The 23,818-nt window shown below is 70.7% G+C and carries 17 protein-coding genes; 10 read left to right on the top strand and 7 right to left on the bottom strand.

Annotated elements, in window-relative coordinates:
• Positions 1–62: 62 nt before the first annotated feature.
• Positions 63–500 carry a hypothetical protein gene (locus ABZV91_RS25015; protein WP_355246258.1) on the top strand — a complete coding sequence of 146 codons (438 nt, stop codon included), beginning with the start codon at positions 63–65 and terminating at the stop codon, positions 498–500.
• 25 nt (positions 501–525) lie between these two features.
• Here the strand turns inward: ABZV91_RS25015 and ABZV91_RS25020 are convergent, their stop codons facing one another.
• Positions 526–1,260, bottom strand: coding sequence for a TetR/AcrR family transcriptional regulator (locus ABZV91_RS25020; RefSeq protein ID WP_355246261.1), 735 nt, complete (start codon positions 1,258–1,260; stop codon positions 526–528).
• A gap of 108 nt (positions 1,261–1,368) precedes the next feature.
• On the opposite strand from ABZV91_RS25020, the gene ABZV91_RS25025 reads away from it, so the two are divergent.
• Positions 1,369–2,541, top strand: coding sequence for an FAD-dependent monooxygenase (locus ABZV91_RS25025; protein ID WP_355246264.1), 1,173 nt, complete (start codon positions 1,369–1,371; stop codon positions 2,539–2,541).
• 51 nt (positions 2,542–2,592) lie between these two features.
• On the opposite strand, the gene fdhD is transcribed toward ABZV91_RS25025, so the two are convergent.
• From fdhD to ABZV91_RS25040, 3 genes are all read right to left on the bottom strand, one after another.
• Positions 2,593–3,420 carry a formate dehydrogenase accessory sulfurtransferase FdhD gene (gene fdhD, locus ABZV91_RS25030; protein ID WP_355246267.1) on the bottom strand — a complete coding sequence of 276 codons (828 nt, stop codon included), beginning with the start codon at positions 3,418–3,420 and terminating at the stop codon, positions 2,593–2,595.
• On the bottom strand, positions 3,417–5,717 hold the full coding sequence (locus ABZV91_RS25035) for an FdhF/YdeP family oxidoreductase (protein ID WP_355246270.1): 2,301 nt from the start codon (positions 5,715–5,717) through the stop codon (positions 3,417–3,419). The genes fdhD and ABZV91_RS25035 overlap by 4 nt, the downstream gene beginning before the upstream one ends.
• 470 nt (positions 5,718–6,187) lie before the next feature.
• Entirely contained in the window at positions 6,188–7,297 is a 1,110-nt protein-coding gene (locus ABZV91_RS25040; RefSeq protein WP_355246273.1) for an FHA domain-containing protein, read from the bottom strand.
• A gap of 301 nt (positions 7,298–7,598) precedes the next feature.
• On the opposite strand from ABZV91_RS25040, the gene ABZV91_RS25045 reads away from it, so the two are divergent.
• Positions 7,599–8,120: a GNAT family N-acetyltransferase gene (locus ABZV91_RS25045; RefSeq protein WP_355246276.1), complete on the top strand. Its 522-nt coding sequence runs from the start codon at positions 7,599–7,601 to the stop codon at positions 8,118–8,120.
• Positions 8,121–8,122: 2 nt separating this feature from the next.
• Here ABZV91_RS25045 and ABZV91_RS25050 read toward each other — a convergent pair whose 3' ends face one another.
• Both ABZV91_RS25050 and ABZV91_RS25055 read right to left on the bottom strand, forming a co-directional pair.
• Complete coding sequence (locus ABZV91_RS25050; RefSeq protein WP_355246279.1) at positions 8,123–9,676, bottom strand: glycerol-3-phosphate dehydrogenase/oxidase; 1,554 nt, start codon at positions 9,674–9,676, stop codon at positions 8,123–8,125.
• Positions 9,677–9,776: 100 nt separating this feature from the next.
• Entirely contained in the window at positions 9,777–10,394 is a 618-nt protein-coding gene (locus ABZV91_RS25055) for a helix-turn-helix domain-containing protein (protein WP_355246282.1), read from the bottom strand.
• A gap of 75 nt (positions 10,395–10,469) precedes the next feature.
• Here ABZV91_RS25055 and ABZV91_RS25060 point away from each other — a divergent pair, with 75 nt between their 5' ends.
• Both ABZV91_RS25060 and ABZV91_RS25065 read left to right on the top strand, forming a co-directional pair.
• Complete coding sequence (locus ABZV91_RS25060; RefSeq protein ID WP_355246318.1) at positions 10,470–12,047, top strand: FAD-binding oxidoreductase; 1,578 nt, start codon at positions 10,470–10,472, stop codon at positions 12,045–12,047.
• On the top strand, positions 12,044–12,973 hold the full coding sequence (locus ABZV91_RS25065; RefSeq protein ID WP_355246285.1) for a diacylglycerol kinase family protein: 930 nt from the start codon (positions 12,044–12,046) through the stop codon (positions 12,971–12,973). The genes ABZV91_RS25060 and ABZV91_RS25065 overlap by 4 nt, the downstream gene beginning before the upstream one ends.
• Before the next feature lie 9 nt (positions 12,974–12,982).
• Here the strand turns inward: ABZV91_RS25065 and ABZV91_RS25070 are convergent, their stop codons facing one another.
• Positions 12,983–13,669, bottom strand: coding sequence for a hypothetical protein (locus ABZV91_RS25070; RefSeq protein WP_355246289.1), 687 nt, complete (start codon positions 13,667–13,669; stop codon positions 12,983–12,985).
• 589 nt (positions 13,670–14,258) lie between these two features.
• On the opposite strand from ABZV91_RS25070, the gene ABZV91_RS25075 reads away from it, so the two are divergent.
• From ABZV91_RS25075 to ABZV91_RS25095, 5 genes are all read left to right on the top strand, one after another.
• Positions 14,259–16,937 carry a valine--tRNA ligase gene (locus ABZV91_RS25075; protein ID WP_355246292.1) on the top strand — a complete coding sequence of 893 codons (2,679 nt, stop codon included), beginning with the start codon at positions 14,259–14,261 and terminating at the stop codon, positions 16,935–16,937.
• 86 nt (positions 16,938–17,023) lie between these two features.
• The gene (locus ABZV91_RS25080) at positions 17,024–18,394 is read left to right on the top strand and encodes a folylpolyglutamate synthase/dihydrofolate synthase family protein (protein WP_355246321.1); all 1,371 of its coding nucleotides are present in this window, start codon (positions 17,024–17,026) and stop codon (positions 18,392–18,394) included.
• A 36-nt stretch (positions 18,395–18,430) separates the two neighbouring features.
• On the top strand, positions 18,431–18,850 hold the full coding sequence (locus ABZV91_RS25085) for a DUF4233 domain-containing protein (RefSeq protein WP_355246295.1): 420 nt from the start codon (positions 18,431–18,433) through the stop codon (positions 18,848–18,850).
• A 133-nt stretch (positions 18,851–18,983) separates the two neighbouring features.
• A complete protein-coding gene (gene ndk / locus ABZV91_RS25090; RefSeq protein ID WP_355246298.1) occupies positions 18,984–19,400 on the top strand; it encodes a nucleoside-diphosphate kinase in 417 nt (138 codons plus the stop codon).
• A 404-nt stretch (positions 19,401–19,804) separates the two neighbouring features.
• The gene (locus ABZV91_RS25095; protein WP_355246301.1) at positions 19,805–23,518 is read left to right on the top strand and encodes a translation initiation factor IF-2 N-terminal domain-containing protein; all 3,714 of its coding nucleotides are present in this window, start codon (positions 19,805–19,807) and stop codon (positions 23,516–23,518) included.
• The last annotated feature ends 300 nt before the right edge of the window (positions 23,519–23,818 follow it).

Here is a 23,818-nt window from a genome sequence, read left to right on the forward strand (position 1 = left end):
TCGGGCACGTCGATTCCGGGCGGTTCGCGGCCCCGGCCGGGGGAATATGGATGCGTGGCGAGATGGCCCTTCGTGCGGAACTCGAATCGTTCCTCGACGAATACCAATCGACTCTGAGCGCCTACGACGCCGAGCGTACGGCCGCCCTGTGGGGGACTCCGGGCACCATTGTCGCGGACGATTTCGTCGGTGCCCTGCATTCGCGGGAAGAGATGGCGCAAGGATTGGCGCAGGCTCATCCCATTTATCAGACGCTGGGTCTGGCACGGGTCGACCACACCGTGGTCGATTACGCGGAACTGACCGGTTCGCTGATCCGGGCGCGGGTGCGCTGGCATTTCTACGACAGCGACGACGCATTGCTCACCGACAGCGATTACGAGTACCTGTTGCGTCGTGACGACGAGGGTTTGCGTACCTATGTGGCGGTCGCCATCGACGAGGCCGAGAAACTGGCCCGGGTGGCGGCGGACAGGGGTGTCCGGCTGCCGGGTATGTGAGCGACGCGCCCGCGGGTGTCCGGTCCTAATCGCCGGAGGTGCCACGTGCGGTGAGCAGGGCCGCTATTCCGTCGAGAATGCGCTCGGTACCGAATTCGAGGGCGGCGTCGCGTTGCGGCGCCCCCGCTCGTGTTCCGGCGGCGGGCGGAGGTTCGGATACGGCCGCGATCAGCCGGGGGAATCGGTCGCCCGCCAACTCCAGTGCCGCGGCCATCGCACCGGTGAATTCTTCCTCGGTGGCACCGGGGCCTACGACCTGCTGGGCCAGGCTGCGTACGTGCCCGTTGAGTACGACGAGCGTGTCCAGCCGCTCCGGGCCGGTCAGCGCGATATCCGCCATCGTTTCCAGTGCGGCCTCGGTCCAGCCCAATTCGTTGGGGCCCATCGGCCGCGCTCCGGCGAGTAGTTCCATCACCCAGGGGTGGCGCCGGTACCGCTCGAAGGTGAGCAGCGCCCAGGACCGTAGGCCGGTGCGCCAGCGCGGAGATCCCGAAGTGTCCAGTGCCGGCAGGCCGGACAGCGCCTCCTCCACCATCAGGGCCGTCAGCTCCGCCTTGCCCGGCAGGTGGCGGTACAGCGACATCTTCGTGTAGCCGAGGCGATCGGCCAGCCGCTGCATGGACAGGGCTGCCAGGCCCTCGGTATCGGCCAGTTCGACCGCCGCGGCGACGATCGCGGCCCGGGTGAGCGTCGGCTTGGGGCCCCGGGTCGGGCGCCGGTCGGTTCCCCAGAGCAGCTCGAGCGTGGTCGGCGTCGCCATCGGGTTCCTCTCCGGACGTGGATTGACGTGGAACTGTGTCTACCATACGCTGAATGGCGTCCGGCGGAAACAGTTTCCATCGGACGCAGATAATGGATGGAGTTCGTCATGCAGAACCGCACCGTTCTCGTCTCCGGCGCGAGCATCGCCGGCCCGGCGCTCGCCTACTGGCTCGACCGCTACGGGTTCGACGTGACCGTGGTCGAACGGGCCCCGGCCCTGCGCCCGGGCGGGCAGGCCGTCGACTTCAAGGGGTCCGTGCAACGCACGGTGCTCGAGCGGATGGGTGTCCACGACGAGATCCGGCGGCGCAGTACCGGCGCCACCGATATGGTCTTCGTCGATGCCGACGGCCGGGAGCAGGCACGGATGTCCGGTGACTTCACCGGCGGCGACGTCGAGATCCTGCGGGGCGATCTGGCCCGGATCCTCTACGACCTGACCAGCCGGCGCTGCGCCTACGTGTTCGGTGACTCGATCAGCGCACTGCGGGAGACCGGGGACGGGGTCGAGGTCGAATTCGAGCACGGTCCGGCACGCCGCTTCGACCTGGTGTTCGGCGCGGACGGTATCCATTCCCGGGTCCGCCGGCTGGCGTTCGGGCCGGAGGAGAAGTTCGTCGGGCACCGCGGTTACTACTACGCCATCGCCGGGGAACCGCTCGCCGCCGGGCACAGCGACGGACCGCGGCGGCGAGTGTCCCACGCCTACAGCGCACCGGGCCGGCTCGCGGTGCGCGGTGGACCGAAGGCGCAGCAGATGTATATGTTCGCCGCCGCCGCGCGCGCGTTCGCCGACGACGCCGAGAAGCGGCGCGTCCTGGTCGAGCACTTCGCCGGAATGAACGGACCGGTCTCCGAGATGCTCGCCGAACTGCCCGGACACGACGACTTCTACCTGGACGCGCTGGCCCGGGTGCGGATGCCCAGCTATGTGTCGGGCCGGGTGGCCCTGGTCGGCGACAGCGCCTACGGCAACACCCTGGCCGGCTTCGGGACCGGTCTGGCAGTGGTGGGAGCGTATGTGCTGGCGGGCGAACTCGCCGCCGCCGCGGGTGAGTACACCGAGGCCTTCGCCCGATACGACCGCATCATGCGCCGGTACGCGAAACTCGGGGGCAGCAGTAGCCCGGGCCCGTTCCTGGCGCCGAAAACCGCCCTCGGCCTGCGGTTGCGGAACTGGTTCCTGGGGTCACGCTGGTTCGACCTGATGGACAGATTCGCCGGCGACGCCAAGGACGACATCGAGTTGGCCGATTACGCGGCTACGCTCGCGCGGTAGCGAGTACGGTCGGCGCACACCGAGGGAGGTGCCGCGGCCACTCGTCCCGGGTCACCCGGTGGCGCCGATACCGCGGATACGCTCCGGGTGGCTGTAGATGTTCAGGGTCTCGCCGCGTACGAACCCCGCCAGGGTGAGACCGGACTCGTCGGCCAGGTCCACCGCCAGCGAACTGGGCGCCGAGACGGCGGCGAGGACCGGGATACCGGCCAGGACAGCCTTCTGTGCCAGTTCGAACGATGCCCGCCCACTCACCACGAGCACGAGATCCGAGGCCGGGATACGGTTCTTGCGCAGCGCCCACCCGATCACCTTGTCCACGGCATTGTGGCGGCCGATGTCCTCGCGCACGACCAGGGTCGTACCGTCGGCGGTGAACAGGCCCGCCCCGTGCAGCCCGCCCGTGGCATCGAAAACCGACTGGAGGGCGCGCAGCCGATCCGGCAGGGCCGCCAGCACTTCGACATCCAGCAGCGGTCGCGGGGCCGGCAGCGGATACCGGCTGCGCATCCGGACCTCGTCGAGCGCGGTGCGCCCGCAGAGCCCACAGGCGCCGGTGGTGAGGAACGGCCGGTCCGGCAGCACGATCGGGGCGTGCAATCCCACATCCAGCACGTTGTAGGTGTTGCGGCCCGCCTCGTCGGTACCGGCGCAGTAGCGGGCGCTGTGGATATCGGCGGCCGTGCCGATCAGGGTTTCACCGAAGAGGAATCCGTGCACCAGGTCGATATCGTGGCCGGGGGTGCGCATGGTGACGGTGAGCGATTCGCCGCGCACCCGGATCTCCAGCGGCTCTTCCACGGCCAAGGTATCGGGGCGGACGATCTCCCCGGACGGGGTGATCCGCCGCATGCGGCGGCGGGCGGTGACTCTGCTCATCGGCGGTGGGTATGGGGTTCGAGCCGGACGGTGACGGCCTTCGACACCGGGGTGTTCGAGCGGACGGCCACATGATCCAGCGGCACCAGTGGGTTCGTCTCGGGATAGTAGGCGGCGGCATTGCCGCGCGGAGTGGAGTAGGCCACCAGCCGGAAGCCCTCGACCCGCCGGTCGGCGCCGTCGCTCCACTCCGAGACCAGATCGACGAGATCGCCCTCGCGGAAACCCAGTTCGGTGATATCCGCGGCGTTCACCAGGACCACCCGGCGCCCCTGGTGAACGCCGCGATAGCGGTCGTCGAGGCCGTAGATCGTGGTGTTGTACTGATCGTGGCTGCGCACGGTCTGCAGGATCAGCCGCCCCGGCGGCACCGGCACCCAGCGCAGTTCGTTCACCGCGAAATTGGCTTTCCCGGTGGCGGTCCGGAATTCCCGGGAATCGCGCGGCGGATGCGGCAGTACGAACCCGTTGCGCTGTCGGACCCGGGTGTTGTAATCGGCGCACCCGGGCACCACCCGGGCGATGGCATCGCGGATGAGGTCGTAGTCACCGCGGAACCGGTCCCACGGCACCGGATGGTCCGGACCGAGCAGTTCCCGGGCGAGTTCGCAGACGATGGCGACCTCGCTGCGCAGTTCCGGGCCGACCGGTGTCAACCGGCCGGTGGACAGGTGCACCATCGACATCGAATCCTCCACCGAGACCTGCTGCCGCACACCGTTCTGGATGTCCAGGTCGGTGCGGCCCAGGGTCGGCAGGATCACCGCGGTCTCCCCGTGCACGATATGGCTGCGGTTCAGTTTGGTGGAGACCTGCACGGTCAGCGCGCACCGGCGCAGCGCCGCTTCGGTGACCGCGGTGTCGGGGGTGGCGGAGACGAAATTGCCGCCCATACCGAAGAAGACGCGGGCACGGCCGTCGCGCAGGGCGCGGATGGCGGCGACGGTGTCGTAACCGTGCGCCCGCGGGCTGGTGATCCCGAACTCCCGGTCCAGGGCGGCCAGGAAGGATTCGGGAGCCTGCTCCCAGATACCCATGGTGCGGTCGCCCTGCACATTGGAATGCCCGCGCACCGGGCACAGACCCGCCCCCGGCCTACCGATCATGCCGCGGGCCAGCAGCAGGTTGGCCGCCTCTTCGATGGTGGCCACCGCGTGGGTGTGCTGGGTGAGCCCCATCGCCCAGCACACGATGGTGCTCGTCGAACCGGCCAGCAGTGCGGCGGTGCGTTCCAGGTCGTCGCGGGAGAGTCCGGTCGCGGTGAGCACGGTGTCCAGGTCGACAGCTCGGATATGCCGCTCGTAGTCGGCGAAACCCGCGGTGTGCCCGTCGACGAAGGCCCGGTCCAGTACGGTGCCGGGAGCCCGGTCCTCGGCCTCGAACAGCAGTTTGGCCAAGCCCTGGAACAGCGCCATATCGCCACCCAGACGGATCTGCAGGAAATCGTCGGCGATATCCACCCCGGTGGTCAGCCCCCGCACGGTCTGCGGATCGCGGAAACCGATGAGGCCGGTCTCGGGCAGCGGGTTGATCGCGATGATCCGCGCACCCGACTTCTTCGCGTCGGCCAGGGCGCTGAGCATCCGCGGATGGTTGGTGCCCGGATTCTGGCCGGCGATCAGGATCAGATCGGCGGCCGCGAAATCGTCGATCGTCACCGAACCCTTGCCGATCCCGATCGAACCGGTCAGAGCGGTGCCCGAGGACTCGTGGCACATATTGCTGCAGTCGGGCAGATTGTTGGTCCCGAAACTTCGCACCAGCAGCTGATACAGGAAGGCCGTCTCGTTGGCGGTACGACCGGAGGTGTAGAAAACCGCCTCGTCGGGGGAGTCCAGGTCGCGGAGTTGCTCGGCGACGAGCCGGTAGGCCGCCGCCCAGGAGAGGGGGGAGTAGTGCGTATCGCCGGGCCGCCGGACCATCGGATGGGTGAGCCGGCCCTGCCGCCCCAGCCAGTACCCGGACCGTTGCGCGAGTTCGTCGATCGAATACCGGGCGAAGAACTCCGGCCCGACCGTTTCGAGTGTCGCCTCCTCGGCGACGGCCTTCGCGCCGTTCTCACAGAATTCGGCAGGCCGGCGGTGCCCGGTCGGCTCCGGCCAGGCGCAGCCCGGGCAGTCGAAACCGTTCACCTGATTGACCCGAGCCAGCGTCCGCGCGGTGCGCACGACACCCATATCGGATACCGCCCGCCGCAGTGCCACGGCCACCGCCCGGACGCCGGCCGCCTGCTCCTTCGGTGGAGTGACGGTCAGCTCGGACTCGTCGATATCGTCGATCGGGGCGTTGCGGTGCATACCCACCATTGTGAGCTCTGCGATGTGCGGTGTGCGGTCGGCCATCCATAGAGGGTGGCCGTCGAGCACCTACGGTGCTGTGAGTCTCCTCAGGTCTGCCCGGGGGGACTTCCCAGGTCGGCCTGGTGGACTCCCCGGGTCGGCCTGGTGGACTCCCCGGGTCGGGCCAGGTTTCGGTTGGGTGGTCGGCGGTTGGGTAGGGGTTGCTCACCTGCGATGTTGTGGCCTGTCGGCTCGGCCCGGGTGGCAGTTCCCGGGTGGGGTCCGGCTCGTGGATGGGTGATCGGGTGTCCGGAGCGGGTCGGCAGCGGTTTCGGGTGCGCGGTCGGCCGTCCATCGACCGGCGACCATCGCGGGTCGATAGTGGCGTGAGCCCGCTCGCGTGGGGGCACCGCGTGTTCCGCCCCCGTCCGCCTACTTCGAATGTTCGGCTTGCGTGTCCGTGCCCGGGGCCCAGAGGTACACCGGGATCAGGTGGCGCCGCCGTGATAGGTGAGGACCTGTTCGCTGATGCGGATCCGGCCGCCGGGCGGGAGTTCGGTCGGGGACTGGCTGATCCGGGTCCACCGCGGTTCGCCGGGGGTGGAGACGAAGGTCCCGGCGGCGGTGCCGGCGTCGCGGAGGAACACTTTGCCCGAGTCGACCGACAGGTAGGCGTGGACCCGGGAGATATGGCGGTCGCGCTGCAGGACCAGGGGAGCGGCGGTTTTGCGGCGTACCGATTCGTCGACCGAGGGGCCGCGGCCGATGACGTAGGCCCGGTCCAGCGGGTAGGCGGTACCGTCCTCGGCCACCAGGGTCGGCGGGGCGGGATGGGCATGCTCGGCGCTGGGGGTGCGAGTGTGTGGGTGGGGCCGGGCCGGGTCCTTGCGCAGGCGGATCGGTTCGGGATCCACGCGCATGGGCGCGGGTGCGGCCGACCACGCGCGGGTGCCGGGCAGTGGTTCCGCGGCGGGCGCCTCGGCCGGACCGGTACGGGGCCCGGAGTGCGAGTCGGGTTCCGGCTCGGTCGCGGCCAGCCCGGCCGGTGCCGTCGCGACGGGTGCGTAGGTCCCCGCCGCTTTCTTCGCCGGTGTGACGGACCGGTTCCGGTTCTCGGTGCTGCGGCGTACCGCGGCCTTGATGACGAAACCCCCGCCGGGCACGACTCCCGCGCGCAGATCGGTGCGTGGATACGGGGTGATCCGGCCGTCGGCGCCGGGGCCCACGGTCAGGGTGCGCACCGGGTCCCGCACGATCTCGTCCACCCAGGTGAAAGCGCGGGCGCCGACGAGTCGCCGGGAGCCCTCGGCGCCGGAGATCATCGCCGATACCGGGCCGCGGAGCAGGACCAGGGTGCCGTCGGCGGTGGGCGCGACGAGTCCGAACGGGGGTGGCTCCGAACCGGTACCGAAGACGACCGCGGCGAGCCGCTGCGCGATGGCCGCTCCGGGGTGCTCGGCATCCGCCACGGCCTCGACCGCGCCGAGTATCCGCTCGGTGGAGGCATTGGCCCCCACGAGATAGATCACGACGTCACCGAATCGCGCGACCAGGCCCTCGCCCGGTGCGATCCCGATAGTGGACGTATCAACGCGCACCCGCGGCTCCTTCCTGGCGCACTACCGGATCCAGCATAGATGCGAATCCGTTACCCGGCGTATGAGATGGTGACGACGGATTGCCGGGGTGAGCGGGGAGACCGCCGCGCCGCACGGAACGGAGAGTAGGGATCGTCATGCCGCTCAGCGCATCGGTCGAACGCACAGCGTTGGTCGCGGTCGAGGCGTCGACCACGCGTCCGGCGCCGTCGATGCTCCGCCCGTCTCGCTACCTCGAGCGGTCGGGGCGAGCTGTCCCGGCTCGTCCCGGCTCGCCGGTTGTTCTGCGGGCGGGTGCGGCGTGATCCGGGCGGCGAGCGCGGCGGATATCCCGGTGCTGCAGGAGATCGAGGTGCGGGCGGGGCAGCCGTTCGCGGCGGTGGGAATGGACGCCGTAGCCGCCGACGACCCGCTGCCGGCCGAGGTACTGGGCGAATTCGTGTTGGACGATCGCGCGTGGGTCTGGACGGGCGCGGACGGGGGTCCGGTGGGTTATCTCATCGCGAGCGTCGTCGACGGGAACGCCCATATCGACCAGGTGTCGGTCCTGCCCGAATACCGCGGGGCGGGTATCGGCCGGCGCCTGATCGATCACGCGGTGCGCTGGGCCGCCGACCACCGGCTGCCGGCGATAACGCTCACCACCTTCACCGAGGTGCCGTGGAACGGGCCCTATTACCAGCGGCTGGGTTTCCGTTATCTCGATCCGGCCGCGGAGACCCCGCAGCTGCACGCCCTGCGGGCGGCCGAGATCGCACACGGCCTCGACCGCTGGCCCCGGTCGTGTATGTGGGCCGCGACCGAGACCTGGGAGTACGCCTGAGATCACCCCGCGCAGGCGGCCACCGCGGCTTCGGCGGCGGCCAGGGCGGCGGCTCGGTCGGCCGGGACCAGCCCGATCCGGGTGCGGCGGTCCAGCAGATCACCGGCGTCGAGGGCGCCCTCCTGTTCCAGTGACCACACGAACTCCGCCGCGAGCACGTCCAGGCCGGGGGCGACCGGGGTGGCGAGTTCGGGATTCGCGGCGGCCAGCGTGACAACCGCGGGGGCATCGGCGCCGTAGCGTTCGATCAGGAGCTGGGGTGCGGCCAGCCGGTCCCGGGCCACCCCCGCGACGGCGCCGGCCAGCGGCAGATCCTTCGTCCGGCACGGGCCGGCGCGCAGCCGCGATCGGGCCACGGCGGCGTCGACGGCGTCCTGCGCCATCTTGCGGTAGGTGGTGAGTTTGCCGCCGACCACCGTCACCAGGCCGCTCGGCGCGGTGAGGACCGCGTGTTGCCGGGAGATATCGGCCGTGCTGTCGCCGGCAGTGCGCAGCAACGGCCGCAGGCCGGCGTAGCCGCCGCGGATATCGGCGTGCGTCAGCGGGATACGCAGCACCGTGTTGACCGTGTCGAGCAGGAAGTCGATCTCGGGGCCGGTGGGCCGCGGTTCGTCGGGGACGGGCCCGGGCGCGTCCTCGTCGGTCAGCCCCAGGTAGACCCGTCCGTGCGGGGCGGGCAGGGCGAAGATGAACCGGCCGACGGCGCCGGGCACCGGCACGGTCAGGGCCGCGGTGAGTCCGCCGAAGGCGGCGGCGTCGAATACCAGATGGGTGCCGCGGCTGGGCCGCAATTCGATGCTCGGATCCACCTGGTCCGCCCAGACACCGGCCGCGTTGATCACGGCCGCGGCGCGGACCTCGAGGGTTTCGCCGGTCGAGGTGTCGCGGAGGATCGCTCCGTCGCCGCCTACCTGTTCGGCGGTGACACGGGTCAGCACGGTCGCGCCGTGCGCGGCCGCCGTGCGGGCGAGGGCGACCACGAGTCGCGCGTCGTCCACCAGTTGCCCGTCCCAGGCCTGCAACCCGCCGCGCAGTCCGTGCTGCCGCACCGTCGGTGCCAGTCGCAGCGCCTCGGCGCGGGTCACCCGCCGCGACCGGGGTAGCAGTGCCCCCGGCGTGCCCGCCCCCAACCGCAGCGCGTCGCCGGCCAGGAATCCCGCCCGGATCAGGCTCCGGGTGGACAGTCCGATACCGGGCAGCAGCGGGACGAGCTGGGGGAGCGGCCGGACCAGGTGCGGAGCATTGCGGCGCAGCAGGATTCCCCGTTCCACCGCGCTCTCGTGCGCGATGCCGACCTTCCCGCTCGCCAGGTAGCGCAGTCCGCCGTGCACCAGTTTGGAACTCCATCGGCTGGTGCCGTGCGCGAGATCGTGGCGTTCCACCAGCACGGTGCGCAGTCCGCGGGTGGCCGCGTCGAGTGCGACACCGGCGCCGGTCACGCCGCCCCCGATCACCAGCAGGTCGATGTCGGGATGGTCACCGAGAGCCGCGAGCTCACGGCGCCGGCGGGAGGCGTTCAGCGCGGGCCCCGCAGTGGGAAAAGGTTTCTCGGCCATCTGTTTCTCGGCACGGCGCCCGCCGGCGTGGCGGAACGGATTGCGGGGACGATCGCCGCTTCCGGATGCGCCGAGCTCTACTCCTTCCTGGAAGGTGGGATCACGGGGCGAGGTAGCTGTCGAGGGCGTGGCGGAGTTCGGTGTCGAGCGCGGAGCCGTCGAGCAGATGGGCGACCGTGGCCGCCGATTGCACCGCCGACTGGGTGATCAGCAGGACCATGGCCGCCAGCCGGTCGGGGTCGCCGGCCCGGACCGACCCGTCCGCCTGCCCGTCCCGGATGCCGGTGTCGAACAGCTCGAGCAGTTGCCGCTGGTTGCGGCCCAGCCGGCCGAAGACGTAGGTGAGCATCAGGTCGGTATCGGTGCGGAAGATCTTGCCGAACAGCGGGTTCGATCGGACCTCCGCCGCGCCGGTCACCACACCGGTGACCAGCCGTTCCCGGGCCGGGCCCGTGGTCGGCACGGCCGCCGCGATGATCTCGCGCAGTTCGCGCACCAGGAGTTCGGCGACCAGATCGCGGCTGTCGGCCCATCTGCGGTAGACCGTCGGCCGGCTCACACCGGCCCGGCGGGCGACCTCGGTGAGCGTGGTGCGCCGGACACCGAACTCCGCGACGCACGCGCGGGCCGCGTCCAGGATCGTCTGCTCGACGGCTGCTGCGCCGGATGACACGGACTCGACCTCGTCTCCCGCTCGGGTTACTACTTGACACTCCATGTAAAACTGTAACGCATGACAGGTGACCAAGGCGAACGTCCGGTGAACTCGGCCTCGAGCGCGCGGCGACCGGATATGGTGTGGGACGCCTGGGGTGTTCCCGCCGGACACACACCGCTGCCCGAGCAGATCCGCGGCCTGCTGACACAGGTTTTCGCAATCTCCGGGGAGCCGGCGACGCGTCGTGATGAGGGCGATGTGCCGCTCCGGCCGTCGGTCCTGTCCCCGGACCGGCGGGCCGGTCTGGCAGATCTCGTCGGCGCGGGCCATATCTCCACCGAACCGGTCGCCCGGTTGCGCCACGCCGGCGGCAAGAGCACGCCCGACCTGCTGCGCCGACGCGACCCGGCCCCACAGGACGCACCGGACGCGGTGGTCTTTCCCGCCGGCCACGACGAAGTGGCAGCCGTCCTCGCCTACTGCTCGGCGCACGGCATCGCCGTGGTGCCCTTCGGCGGCGGCACCAGTGTGGTCGGCGGGCTCGATCCGGTGCGCGGCTCGTTCGACACGGTGATCGCGTTGGACCTGCGCCGGCTGGATGCCCTGCTGGACTGCGATCCGGTCTCCGGCACCGCGACCTTCGGCGCCGGGGTCACCGGCCCGCGTGCCGAACAGTTGCTCGCCGCGCACGGTCTCTCGCTCGGGCATTTCCCGCAGAGTTTCGAATTCGCCAGTATCGGCGGATTCGCCGCGACCCGGTCGTCGGGTCAGGCCTCCGCCGGGTACGGCCGGTTCGACGATATGGTCCAGCGCGTCCGGGTGGCCACGCCCACGGGAAGCGTGCTGCTGGGCCGGGCGCCCGCCTCGGCCGCCGGACCCGATCTGCGTGAACTCTTCGTCGGTTCCGAGGGCGCGCTCGGCGTCCTCACCGAGGTCACCGTCCGGGTCCATCCCGTCCCCGCGGTCACCACCCATCTGGCCTGGTCGTTCCCGGATTTCGCGACCGGAGCCGCCGCGTTGCGCGCGGTCGTGCAGGCGGGCGCGGCGCCCACGGTGCTGCGACTGTCCGACGAAGCCGAAACCGGACTGAATCTGGCCCGGGCGGGAAACGTCGGCGGGACAGCGGTATCCGGTTGTCTCGCGGTGACCACGTTCGAGGGCACCGCCGCCCATACCGCGGCCCGCGGCGCCGAGGCCGCCGCGATACTGCGCGCCGCCGGCGGTACCGAACTCGGTCCGGAACCCGCCCGGGAATGGCAGCACGGCCGTTTCGCGGCCCCCTATCTCCGTGACGCGCTGCTGGATGTCGGGGTGCTGTGCGAGACCCTGGAGACCGCCACCACCTGGAGTGCGCTGACCGAGCTGAAGGCGAAGGTGACGAGCGCGCTCACCGATTCGCTCACCGCCCAGGGGGCGCCCGCCCTGGTGATGTGCCATATCTCGCACACCTACCCGACCGGTGCGTCGCTGTATTTCACGGTGGTCGCCAAGCTGCTCGACGATCCGATCGCGCAGTGGCGGGCCGCGAAGACCGCCGCCGGGGACGCCATCGCCGCCGCCGGCGCCACCATCACCCACCACCACGCCGTGGGCGCGGACCACCGCGCCTGGTTGCCCGACGAGATCGGTGACCTGGGCGTGCGAATTCTCCGTGCGGTGAAACGCGAGATCGACCCGGCCGGGATCCTCAACCCTGGCACACTGCTGCCATGACACGCCGCGACGTAGCGGATGCACGGGAGGTGCGGACGGTCGCCGTGGTGACCAACCCCGCCTCCGGGCAGGGGAGAGCGCGTGAGGCCGCTCGGACCGTCGTCGACCGGCTGAGCGCGGACGGCGTGGCGGTCGTCGAGATCCACGCGCCCTCCGCGGCGCGGACCCGGGAACAGGTGCGCGAGGTGGTGACCGGTGCGGCGCCCGACGCGGTCGTCTGCGTCGGCGGCGACGGCCTGGTGAACACGATCCTGGACCCGCTGGCCGGTTCGGGGGTGCCGCTGGCCCTGGTTCCGGCGGGCACGGGCAACGATCTGGCGCGTGAACTCGGTATCGCCGACGAGCCGGCCCGGGCCGCGGAACTGGTGCGCTCCGGGCGGGTGCGCACCATAGACCTGGGCCGGCTGGAACCCGCCGGGCACGATCCGATGTGGTTCGCCACCGTCACGTGCACCGGCTTCGACGCCCGGGTCACCCTGCGCGCCAACCGGATGCGCTACCCGCGCGGCCGGTCCCGTTACACCGTCGCGGCGGTGGCGGAGATCGCGCACGGCATCGCCGTGCCGTACCGGATCGAACTCGGCGGCCCGGCCGCGGAGGTGATCACCACCGAGGCGTTGCTGGTCGCGGTGGGCAACACCACCACCTACGGCGGCGGAATGCTCATCTGCCCGGACGCCCGGTGCGACGACGGCCTGCTGGATGTGACCGTGGTCGGCAAGGTCTCGCATCTGGAGATGCTGCGGATTCTGCCCGCCCTCTCGGCGGGCCGGCGGATCGAACATCCCGCGGTGAGCCAGTACCGGGCCGAATCCCTGAGGCTGCACGCGCCCGGCGCCCCGGCCACCGCCGACGGCGAACCCGCGGGCCGGCTGCCGCTCACCGTGCGCGTCGAACCCGCGGCGTTGACCGTCCTGACCCCCTGACCGCGGCGGTCAGGCGGCGAACCGGATACGCAGCCGGTCCACGCCGATCCGGTCGACCACCACGACCGAGGCGGGCGCGGGCCGGGGGCCGGCGCCCGCCTCCAGCCGCCCCAGCATCCTTCTCCAGCGCCATACGTGCCAGTGGAACGACAACCATCCGACCCGTCGCCCGCGCGCGTACTGTCCGGCCCGGGCGACCGCCGCCGGCACATCCAGCAACACCATGTGCAGTTCGCGGCCGTGCCGGACGGCCCAGCGGGTCAGCATCCGCCGCGTGAAACCGATGGTGCCGCAATCGTGGATCACCACGGGTCCGGTGTGATCGCGCAGGGCGACCCAGATACGCCCGAAATGCACCACGTGCACCACCGGCCGCCACAGCGGATAGGGCAGCCAGGCCAGCCGGTGCCGCCACGAGTTGCGGGCGTGGATGGAATCGAGCACCACCGACCGGTCGGGACCGGGTAGCGCGTGCTCGGCCTCGGGGTCGGCACCGAAGAGCCGGCGCAGCGCGGTGCTCTTGCCCGCGCCGGGAATTCCGGCGAACAGTACGGCCGCGCTCGCCGGGTACCGGAGCTCCCGCGTCGGCCGGCCCCGTAGGTCGTCCACGGCCCGGGGGCGGACGATTTCCGAATCCGATTCCGGGAAGATGGATTCCGCAGGGTCCAACGGTAACGAGTCGAGCGGGGGGTTCACCCCGTCCAGGGTCCCCAGTCGAACCGGTTTCGGCAAGAATGTCGTCTTTGTCCGCTCGAGGTCACAGCTTTCGACCGAGTCCGCCGGCGCGGCGAGCCGGGCCCCGGCCTGAGAATTCCGGTGCTCAAGCTGAGAATTGTTTATGGATTGGGAGCGCGGGCGGGGATCGGCGGTAGTCTTACTGGTGCAGGCGGAGTCTTCGGTGTCCCTCATCCACCGAAGGCTCCGCCTCGTTTTTTTCCGCCACCTTCTCCCGGGTCCGGCGTGGTGCCACCATCGTCCCCGGCTTCCGGCGGTCGCGCTCTCCTACGCGTCCCACGCAGCGGGACTCCGGTGTTCGCATTCGCGACATTCACCCTCCCACCGGTCCTTCGTCCCCGGCCGGCCCCGCCTCGTGCGCGTCGACCGAAGGCTCGCGCCCGGCCGGGTGGTCGACTGTCCACAGCGGGTTGCGTGGAGCACCGGCAGTGGGTGGGCCGCCCGGGGCAGGGCGGGACCGAACGTTCGCGTTCACCTCACGTCCGTTCCGGATGGCGGGGCTCCGACCCCGCGACACCGGCGGCGCCGCCCTAGACACTAGAATCGCGGCGTGACCAGCGCAGCCCCTGACAACACGCGTAATCGTGCCGATGCCCTCCCCAAGAGCTGGAATCCCGGCGAGGTGGAGGCCGACCTGTACGAGCGCTGGGTAGCCGCCGGTTACTTCACGGCCGACCCGCACAGTTCCGCGCCCGCGTACTCGATCGTGCTGCCGCCGCCCAATGTGACGGGCACGCTGCACATGGGTCATGCGCTCGACCACACCCTCATGGACACCCTGGCACGCCGGAAGCGGATGCAGGGGTACGAGGTGCTGTGGCTGCCCGGGATGGACCATGCCGGTATCGCCACCCAGACGGTGGTGGAGAAGCAACTCGCCGCGGACGGCAAGACCAAAGAGGATTTCGGCCGCGAACTGTTCGTGCAGAAGGTCTGGGACTGGAAGCGCGAGTCCGGCGGCGCGATCCAATGGCAGATGCGCGCGCTCGGCGACAGCGTGGACTGGTCACGCGATCGGTTCACCATGGACGAAGGACTGTCGCGCGCGGTCCAGACGATCTTCAAGCGCCTCTACGACGCGGGCCTGATCTACCGGGCCGAGCGGCTGGTGAACTGGTCGCCGGAACTGCGTACCGCCATCTCCGATATCGAGGTCAAGTACGAGGACGTCGAGGGCGAGCTGGTGTCGCTGCGATACGGGTCGCTCGACGATGCCGAACCGCACGTCGTGGTGGCCACCACCCGAGTGGAGACCATGCTCGGTGACACCGCGGTCGCGGTGCACCCGGATGATCCCCGGTACCGGGACCTGATCGGCACCACTCTCGAACACCCGATCACCGGACGGCAGATCCCGATCATCGCCGACGACTATGTGGACCCCGAGTTCGGCTCGGGCGCCGTGAAGATCACCCCCGCCCACGATCCGAACGACTTCGAGATGGGCCTGCGGCACAACCTGCCGATGCCCACGATCATGGACGAGCGCGGCCGGATCGCCGATACCGGTACCGAATTCGACGGGATGGACCGGTTCGAGGCGCGGGTCAAGGTCCGTGAGCGGTTGGCCACCGAGGGCCGGATCGTCGCCGAGAAGCGCCCCTACCTGCACAGTGTCGGGCATTCCGAGCGCAGCGGCGAAGCGATCGAACCGCGGCTGTCCATGCAGTGGTGGGTGAAGGTCGAATCGCTGGCCAAGGCGGCCGGTGACGCGGTCCGCAACGGCGATACCGTGATCCATCCGGCGAGCCAGGAACCACGCTGGTTCGACTGGGTCGACGATATGCACGACTGGTGTATCTCGCGACAGCTGTGGTGGGGTCATCGCATTCCCATCTGGTACGGGCCCGAGGGTGAAGTCGTGTGCGTCGGTCCCGACGAGCAGGCCCCCGAGGGGTGGGTGCAGGACCCCGATGTCCTGGACACCTGGTTCTCCTCCGGGCTGTGGCCGTTCTCCACCATGGGCTGGCCGGACGCGACTCCGGAACTGGCGAGGTTCTATCCGACCAGCGTGCTGGTCACCGGATACGACATCCTGTTCTTCTGGGTGGCCCGGATGATGATGTTCGGCACCTTCGTCGCCGACGACGCCGCGGTGGCCACCGGTAAGGGCGGGGACTATCAGGTTCCCTTCAAGGATGTGTTCCTGCACGGTCTGATCCGCGACCAGTTCGGCAAGAAGATGTCGAAGTCGCGGGGTAACGGCATCGACCCGCTGGACTGGATCGACAACTACGGCGCGGACGCGTTGCGCTTCACCCTGGCCCGCGGCGCCCAGCCCGGCGGCGATCTCTCGGTCGGTGAACCGCACGCCCTCGCCTCGCGCAGTTTCGTCACCAAACTGTTCAACGCGACGAAGTTCGCGCTCATGAACGGGGCCCGCCCGGGGACGGTGCCCGCGCGGGAGACCCTGACCGATGCCGACCGCTGGATCGTGGACCGGCTCGACGAGGTGCTCGCCGAGGTCGACGCCGCGTTCGACGCCTACGAGTTCGGCAAGGCCTGCGAAGCGCTCTACCACTTCGCGTGGGACGAACTCTGCGACTGGTATCTGGAACTGTCCAAGGTCCAGTTCGCCGAGAGCGAGGAGCGCGCCGAATCCACCCGGGTCGTGCTCGGGGCGGTGCTCGACGCGGTGCTGCGGCTGCTGCACCCGGTGATCCCCTTCGTCACCGAAGCGCTGTGGCGGGCGCTGACCGGCGCGGAGTCGGTGGTCGTCGCGGCCTGGCCGGAGCGCACCGGGACGCCCACCGATACCGGTGCGGCGCAGCGCATCGCCGACCTGCAGCGGCTGGTCACCGAGATCCGCCGGTTCCGCAGTGATCAGGGGTTGAACGACAAGCAGAAGGTCGCGGCCCGGGTGATCGGGCTGGACGCGGCGGGTCTGGCGCATCTCCATCCGGAGGTGAGCACGCTGGGCCGGCTCACCGAGCCCGGCGCGGATTTCGCGGCCACGGCTTCGGTGGAGGTGCGGCTCAGCGGTACCACGGTCACCGTCGAGGTCGACACCTCGGGCACCGTGGACCTCGCGGCCGAGCGGCGTCGGCTGGAGAAGGACCTGGCGGTCGCGCAGAAGGAACTGGCCGGGACGGAGGCCAAACTCGGTAACGAGGCATTCCTGGCCAAGGCCCCCGAACCGGTGGTGGACAAGATCCGGGCCCGGCGCGAGGTCGCCGCGGCCGAGGTGGAGCGGATCGGAGCCCGCCTGGCCGAGCTGAGCGGCAAGTGAACGCCCACGGCGACGAGGCCGAGCCGGACCTCCGGTACGGGGGCTCGCGGCTCGGTACCGGGCCGTCGCCGGTGGAACTGGCGGAGATGGCGCTGGTCGAGGCGGAACTCGATCAGCGCTGGCCGGAAACCAAGATCGAACCGTCGCTCACCCGGATCGCCACGCTGATGGATGTGCTGGGGTCACCGCAGCGGGGGTTCCCGGCGATCCATGTCGCCGGTACCAACGGTAAGACGTCGGTGACCCGGATGATCGACTCGCTGCTCACCGCGCTGCACCGCCGGACCGGCCGGCTCACCAGCCCGCATCTGCAGCTGGCCACCGAGCGGATCAGTATCGACAACCGGCCGATCTCTGCGGCCCGTTATGTCGAGCTGTACCGGGAGATGCAGCCCTATATCGAGATGATCGATGCCCAGTCGGCCACCGCGGGCGGCCCGGCGATGAGCAAATTCGAGGTGCTCACCGCCATGGCCTACGCGGCGTTCGCGGAGGCGCCGGTGGACGTCGCGGTCGTGGAGACCGGGATGGGCGGCAGCTGGGACGCCACCAATGTGATCGACGCGCAGGTCGCGGTCATCACCCCCATCGGCCTCGACCACACCGAATACCTGGGCCCGGACCTGACCTCCATCGCCAAGGAGAAGGCCGGGATCATCAAACGTCCTCCCGAGTCACTGGTCCCCACCGATACGGTCGCGATCATCGCCGAACAGGACCCCGAGGCGCTCGACGTACTGCTGCGCCGGGCCGTGGAAACCGACGCCGCGGTGGCACGGGCCGGTTCGGAGTTCCAGGTGCTGAGCCGCCGGATCGCGGTGGGCGGACAACAGCTCGAACTGCAGGGGCTCGGCGGGGTCTACGACGAGATCTTCCTCCCCCTGCACGGGGAGCACCAGGCCCACAACGCGGCGCTCGCGCTGGCCGCCGTGGAGGCCTTCTTCGGTGCCGGCGCGCAGCGGCAGCTGGACATCGATGCGGTCCGCGCCGGTTTCGCCGAGGTCACCAGCCCCGGGCGTCTCGAGCGGATGCGCAACGCACCCACCCTGTTCATCGATGCCGCGCACAATCCGGCCGGTGCCGCCGCGCTCGCCGCGACGCTGACCGCCGAGTTCGACTTCCGCAAGCTGGTCGGCGTGGTCGCGGTGCTGGCCGACAAGGACGTCGCCGGAATCCTCACCGCGCTGGAGCCGGTCTTCGACGAGATCGTGGTGACCACGAACGGGTCTCCCCGGGCGCTGCCGGTCGATCAGCTCGCCGATCTGGCGGTCCAGCGCTTCGGTGACGAACGCGTGGTCACCGCTGACACGCTGCCGGACGCGCTGGAAACCGCCGTCGCGCTCGCGGAGGAGGTCGGTGCGTCCGGGGAGATGGTGTCCGGCGCGGGTGTGGTGGTCACCGGGTCGGTGGTGACCGCCGGTGCCGCGCGCGCCCTGTTCGGGAAGGATCCGGCGTGATGCCGAGATCGGCCACCGCCGATGACGAGGACCAGCATGAGTGAGCCCGAAGCGCCGAAGTCCGAGGCGACGCCCCCGGCTCCGCCCGATCCGTGGAAGGGGCTGCGCGGGGTGATGGCCGGGGCCCTGGTGCTCGAGGCGATCACGGTGCTGCTGGCCCTGCCGGTGGTGGCCGATATCGCCGGTGGTGTCACCTGGGTGTCGGGCACCTATCTGGTGGTACTGGCTCTGGTGATGATCGCGGGCGCGGGCCTGCAGCGCCGCTCCTGGGCGGTCCCGTTCAATCTGGCGTTGCAGGTGCTGGTACTGATCGGTGGGGTGTTCCATCTCTCGATCGCGGTCATCGGCGTGATCTTCCTCGCGGTCTGGGCGTTCATCCTGCTGCTGCGCTCGGATGTGAAACGGCGGATGGACGAGGGGACGCTGCCGAGCCAGCGCGGCTCCGGCGGTTCCTGACCGTCGGCGCCGGACCGTGCCGGCCGTCGTCCACCCGTTCGCCCGCCCGGCCCGGTCGGGGCGTGGCTACTCGCGCGTAGGCCGGGGGAGGACTGGTTGGGCCTCACCCGGAGACGCCCATTAGGCTGACCGCGTGACAGAGCAGACGTTGATTCTGATCAAACCGGACGGTGTGGCCCGCGGCTATGTCGGCGAAGTGCTGAACCGGATCGAGCGCAAGGGTCTCACCATCGCGGCCCTCGAGCTCAAGCAGGTGACCGAGGAAGTGGCCGCCGAACACTACGCCGAGCACGCGGAGAAGCCGTTCTACCGTTCGCTGATCGAGTTCATCACCTCGGGTCCGGTCGTCGCGGCCGTCCTGGAGGGCCCGCGCGCCATCGCCGCCTTCCGGCAGCTGGCCGGCGGCACCGATCCGGTCGAGAAGGCCGCGCCCGGCAGTATCCGCGGCGACCTGGGTCTCGAGACCCAGTACAACCTGGTGCACGGATCGGACTCGCCCGAGTCGGCCAAGCGCGAAATCTCCCTCTGGTTCCCCGAATTCCCCCTCTGATCACTGTCCGGTGCCGGGCCGACCGGACCCGTGCGAGTGCCCTGCCCGGCGCCACGGCGAACACCTGGCGCACGGTGTGGGATACTGGTACTTGGTTGCGCTCCACAGGGGGCACGACCGGATGACACACTGCGGAACGATGCCGCCATCGCTGCCGCGGACGTACAGCCGGATTTCTGGGCTGCGTCTGCCCGGCGCGCTGGACGAGCGCTCGGACCGCGGAGTTCAGCCATATGCCAGGCGCCGCGTGGCCAGTTAGCCCGACCGACGTTCGATAGTGGAGATAACCGGGCACGCGGGGCGAGACCATGACCTCGCGCCAACCGCGCGAGGCGGACGGAAAGCGTCCCCGCGACGGCCGCGTCACTCGATGAGGAACGCGCCCGGGGGCCCGAGGAGACTTCGTGGCCGAACAAGAGCCGCTGGACACAACATCACAGGACGACGATCACTTGCCGGAGCGAATCCGAGTACATGCCCTGGCCAAAAGGCTCGGTGTGACCAGTAAGCGCATCCTGGCCAAACTCAGCGAACTCGGGACCGAGGCCCGTAGCCCGCAATCGAGCGTGGACCGGGCCGTCGCGGAGTCGGTGCGCGAATCACTGACCGCTCCGCCCGCACTCGCCCCGGCCGAACCCGGGCTCTTCGAGCCCACCGGCACCTCGGCGGGACCGGTCGGTTCCGGTGACGCCGCGGCTCCGGGGGCGGCCGAGGCCGCCGCTGCCCCGGCCGCGCGGGAACCGGAGCCGGCCCCCACCGCGCAGCCGGGCACCGGCTCCGGGCAAATCCCTGGCATCGGCACCGAGCCGGTGCCGACCGGTGCCGCTGCCCAGGCGCCGGAACCAGCGGCCGAACCGGGCGCCGAAGCGGAAGCGGTGGTCGCCGAATCCGGTACCCCCGCCGAGGCCGGCTCGTCCGGCCCGACCGCGGTGTCCGTGTCGGCCGAGATCTCCGCTCCCGCGGATACCTCCGCTCCCGCGGATACCTCCGCCGCGAGTGGCGCCCCGGCCGCGCCGGTGACCCCGCCGCCCGCCTTCACGGCCGCGGTGAATCTGTTCGCGAGCGCGGTGCCCGAGGAGCCCGCCTCGGCCGAACCGATCGTCTTCGAATCCGCGGTCGTCGCGGCCCCGCTGTTCCTCTCCCCGGATGCCGCGGCCGCCGAACAACTGCGCCGCCGCCGTAAGCCCGAACCGGAACCCGAGCCCGAGGCCGCCGCCGAGACCGAGGCCGACACCGGAGCCGATACCGAGGATCAGTCCGAGCAGGGCGACTCCGACGATCAGCCGCGGCGTCGCCGGCGCGGCCGGCGCGGACGCGGGCGTGGCCGGGGCGAACAGGCCACCGACGCCGAGGACACCGAAACAGACGGTGGGCCGGGCCCCGATACCGAGCAGGCCACCGATACCGACGACGACGATGACGACCGGACCGCCGAATCCGGCGAGGCGGACGAATCCGGGGCCGAGGATTCCGGCGAGGCGGGCGACGACTCGGAGAGCGGGTCCAGCCGCCGTCGGCGGCGCCGCCGGCGGCGCAAGGTCGCCGGTGAATCCGGCGACAGCGAACCGGCCGACGACGATCCGCCCAATACGGTCGTCCATGAGCGCGAACCGCGGAACAAGACCCGTACCCGCGCCACGGTCGACGAGGTGCAGGGCATCACCGGGTCCACCCGGCTCGAGGCCAAGCGGCAGCGTCGGCGCGACGGCCGGGAGGCCGGTCGCCGCCGCCCGCCGATCCTCACCGAATCGGAGTTCCTGGCCCGCCGCGAGGCCGTGGACCGGGTGATGGTCGTGCGTGAGAAGGAGTTCCCGGGTCATCCGGCCGCCACCCAGGTGGCCGTGCTCGAGGACAATATCCTCGTCGAGCATTTCGTCACCAGCACCGGCTCGGCGTCCATGGTGGGCAATGTCTACCTGGGCAAAGTGCAGAACGTGCTGCCCAGTATGGAGGCCGCGTTCGTCGATATCGGCCGGGGCCGCAACGGCGTGCTCTACGCGGGCGAGGTCAACTGGGAGGCCGCCGGGCTCGGCGGTAAGGAACGCAAGATCGAGCAGGCGCTCAAACCCGGTGACCAGGTGCTGGTCCAGGTGAGCAAGGACCCGGTCGGCCACAAGGGCGCGCGCCTGACCACCCAGATCAGCCTGGCCGGTCGCTTCCTGGTCTACGTGCCCGGCGGCACCTCCACCGGGATCAGCCGCAAACTGCCCGATACCGAGCGCAAGCGGCTCAAGGAGATCCTGCGCGAGATCGTCCCGGCCGATGCGGGCGTCATCATCCGGACCGCCTCCGAGGGCGTCAGCGAGGCCGAACTCACCCGTGATGTGGAGCGGCTGCAGACGGCCTGGCGCAAGATCACCGCGGCCGCCGAGAACCAGTCGAACGCGCCGAAGACCCTGTACGAGGAGCCCGATCTCCTCGTCAAGGTCGTCCGCGATCTGTTCAACGAGGATTTCTCGCGGCTGGTCATCGAGGGCGAGCGCTCCTGGAGCACCGTCGAGAACTACATCGGCACCGTCGCCCCAGACCTGCTCGCCCGGGTCTCCCGGCACGAGAACAACGGTGTCGACGTCTTCGAGACCTACCGCATCGACGAGCAGCTGGCCAAGGCGCTCGACCGCAAGGTGTGGCTGCCCTCGGGCGGCACCCTGGTGATCGACCGCACCGAGGCGATGACGGTGATCGACGTCAACACCGGTAAGTTCACCGGCTCCGGCGGCGGCAACCTGGAGGAGACGGTCACCCGGAACAACCTCGAGGCAGCCGAGGAGATCGTGCGCCAGATGCGGCTGCGCGATATCGGCGGCATGATCGTGGTCGACTTCATCGATATGGTGCTGGAGTCCAATCGCGACCTGGTGCTGCGCCGTCTCACCGAGGCCCTGGGCCGGGACCGCACCCGGCACCAGGTCTCCGAGGTCACCTCGCTGGGCCTGGTCCAGATGACCCGTAAGAAGCTCGGTACCGGACTGGTGGAGGCGTTCTCCACCACCTGCGAGCGCTGCCACGGCCGCGGCATCCTGGTGCACAGCTACCCCGTGGAGCCGTCGGGCTCCGACGAGGGCGGTGCCGGCCGGGGCCGGGAATCGGGTTCGCGGCGCCGTCGCAACCGGGACAAGGCCGCCGCCGCGCCCGCGGCACCGCAGCCGTCCACTCCGGAGTTGTCGGAAGAGGACGCGGCGGCCAAGCGGGCGCATCCGGTGGCACTGGCCATGGCGGCCCATCACCCGGACACCGATCAGGGCGAGCCGGCGCCGGGCACCACGCCCGACGCGTCGAGGGAACCGGCCGGTGAGGCCGCGGAGCTCGCTGCCGTGGGCGACGCGGGGGGCTCCGGTGCGGTGCCGGAGGGGGCCGCGAGCGGCAAGGGCGATGCGGCCGTCGCTGAACCGCGGCGCCGTCGTACCCGGGTCCGCCGATCGGCCGGTGCCGCCGGTACTCCGGCCGCGGAACCGAACGGCAGCGGTACATCCACCGGCTCCGTGGCCGCCGAACCGGCCGCCACCGAGCCCACCGTCACCGAGCGGGTCGGCTCCGAACGGGCCGCCACCGAATCCACGGCGGCCGAGCCGGTCGCTTCCGAACCGGCGGCGGTCGAGCCGGTTGTTCCCGAACCCGCCCCGACCGAACCGGCGGCCTCCGAACCCGCCCCGGCCGAAGCGGTCGCCACCGCACCGGGCACGGTCGAAGGCGGCGGAACCACCGCACCGGAGCCGGAGCTCCCGGCGGACACTGCGGCCGGTGCCGATACGGCGGAGGTACCCGCCGTAGCTGCCGCCGAGACCGTTGCGCCCGCCGCGGAGCGCAACGGGACGGCCGCCGCGTCGAACGGCACCGCCCATCCGGTGGAGCCGGGCGCCGCTGCGGCGGCGGCCACGGAACACGCCGGCGACGGTGTCGGGGAAACCCGGAGCAGGCGGCGCCGGGTCGCCCGCTCGACCTCCGCTCCGGCCGCCGACAGCGCGGGCGCGGTATTCGTCTTGGCGGCCGCCGAGCAGCCCGCCGCGCCGGTGACCGATTTCACGGCCGACCAGCCGGAGGTCGAGGTTCCGGTGCGCCGGGCGCGCCGCCGGGCCGCGGGCCGTCCGTCCGGGCCGCCGGTCGACGAGCAGAACTGAAACGAGCGTCCGGTGCCCGGTCCGCGGAATGCGGGCCGGGCACCGGCGCGTCGGTACCGGGGTGGGCCGGGCGCCCTCCGGCGGAGTGCCGTGCCAGGCGGTGCGGCAGGTCCGCGAGGATGCCGTACGGGGACCGGTTTGGTCGCATGTACCGCCATCCTGTAATCTTGGCAGTCGCTGCCCGGCGACAGCATGTGCTGTTTCCGTGGCCGGTTCCCGATACCGAGAGCCACCAGTAGCCGAGGCGGCGATTATCAGACCAGTCGTGCGGTGGACCCCGGTGCGAAACCGAGGTACTAC

This window comes from Nocardia sp. NPDC004568, assembly GCF_040609955.1.
In the GTDB taxonomy this organism is placed as follows: domain Bacteria; phylum Actinomycetota; class Actinomycetes; order Mycobacteriales; family Mycobacteriaceae; genus Nocardia.

What these genes read in the sequence shown, in the direction of transcription:
- ABZV91_RS25020 (WP_355246261.1), bottom strand. Translation starts at nt 1,260, where the DNA reads ATGGCGACGCCGACCACGCTCGAGCTGCTCTGGGGAACCGACCGGCGC.
- ABZV91_RS25025 (WP_355246264.1), top strand. Translation starts at nt 1,369, where the DNA reads ATGCAGAACCGCACCGTTCTCGTCTCCGGCGCGAGCATCGCCGGCCCG.
- ABZV91_RS25035 (WP_355246270.1), bottom strand. Translation starts at nt 5,717, where the DNA reads ATGCACCGCAACGCCCCGATCGACGATATCGACGAGTCCGAGCTGACC.
- fdhD (WP_355246267.1), bottom strand. Translation starts at nt 3,420, where the DNA reads ATGAGCAGAGTCACCGCCCGCCGCCGCATGCGGCGGATCACCCCGTCC.
- ABZV91_RS25055 (WP_355246282.1), bottom strand. Translation starts at nt 10,394, where the DNA reads ATGGAGTGTCAAGTAGTAACCCGAGCGGGAGACGAGGTCGAGTCCGTG.
- ABZV91_RS25015 (WP_355246258.1), top strand. Translation starts at nt 63, where the DNA reads ATGGCCCTTCGTGCGGAACTCGAATCGTTCCTCGACGAATACCAATCG.
- ABZV91_RS25080 (WP_355246321.1), top strand. Translation starts at nt 17,024, where the DNA reads ATGGCGCTGGTCGAGGCGGAACTCGATCAGCGCTGGCCGGAAACCAAG.
- ABZV91_RS25050 (WP_355246279.1), bottom strand. Translation starts at nt 9,676, where the DNA reads ATGGCCGAGAAACCTTTTCCCACTGCGGGGCCCGCGCTGAACGCCTCC.
- ABZV91_RS25065 (WP_355246285.1), top strand. Translation starts at nt 12,044, where the DNA reads ATGACACGCCGCGACGTAGCGGATGCACGGGAGGTGCGGACGGTCGCC.
- ABZV91_RS25085 (WP_355246295.1), top strand. Translation starts at nt 18,431, where the DNA reads ATGAGTGAGCCCGAAGCGCCGAAGTCCGAGGCGACGCCCCCGGCTCCG.
- ABZV91_RS25060 (WP_355246318.1), top strand. Translation starts at nt 10,470, where the DNA reads ATGGTGTGGGACGCCTGGGGTGTTCCCGCCGGACACACACCGCTGCCC.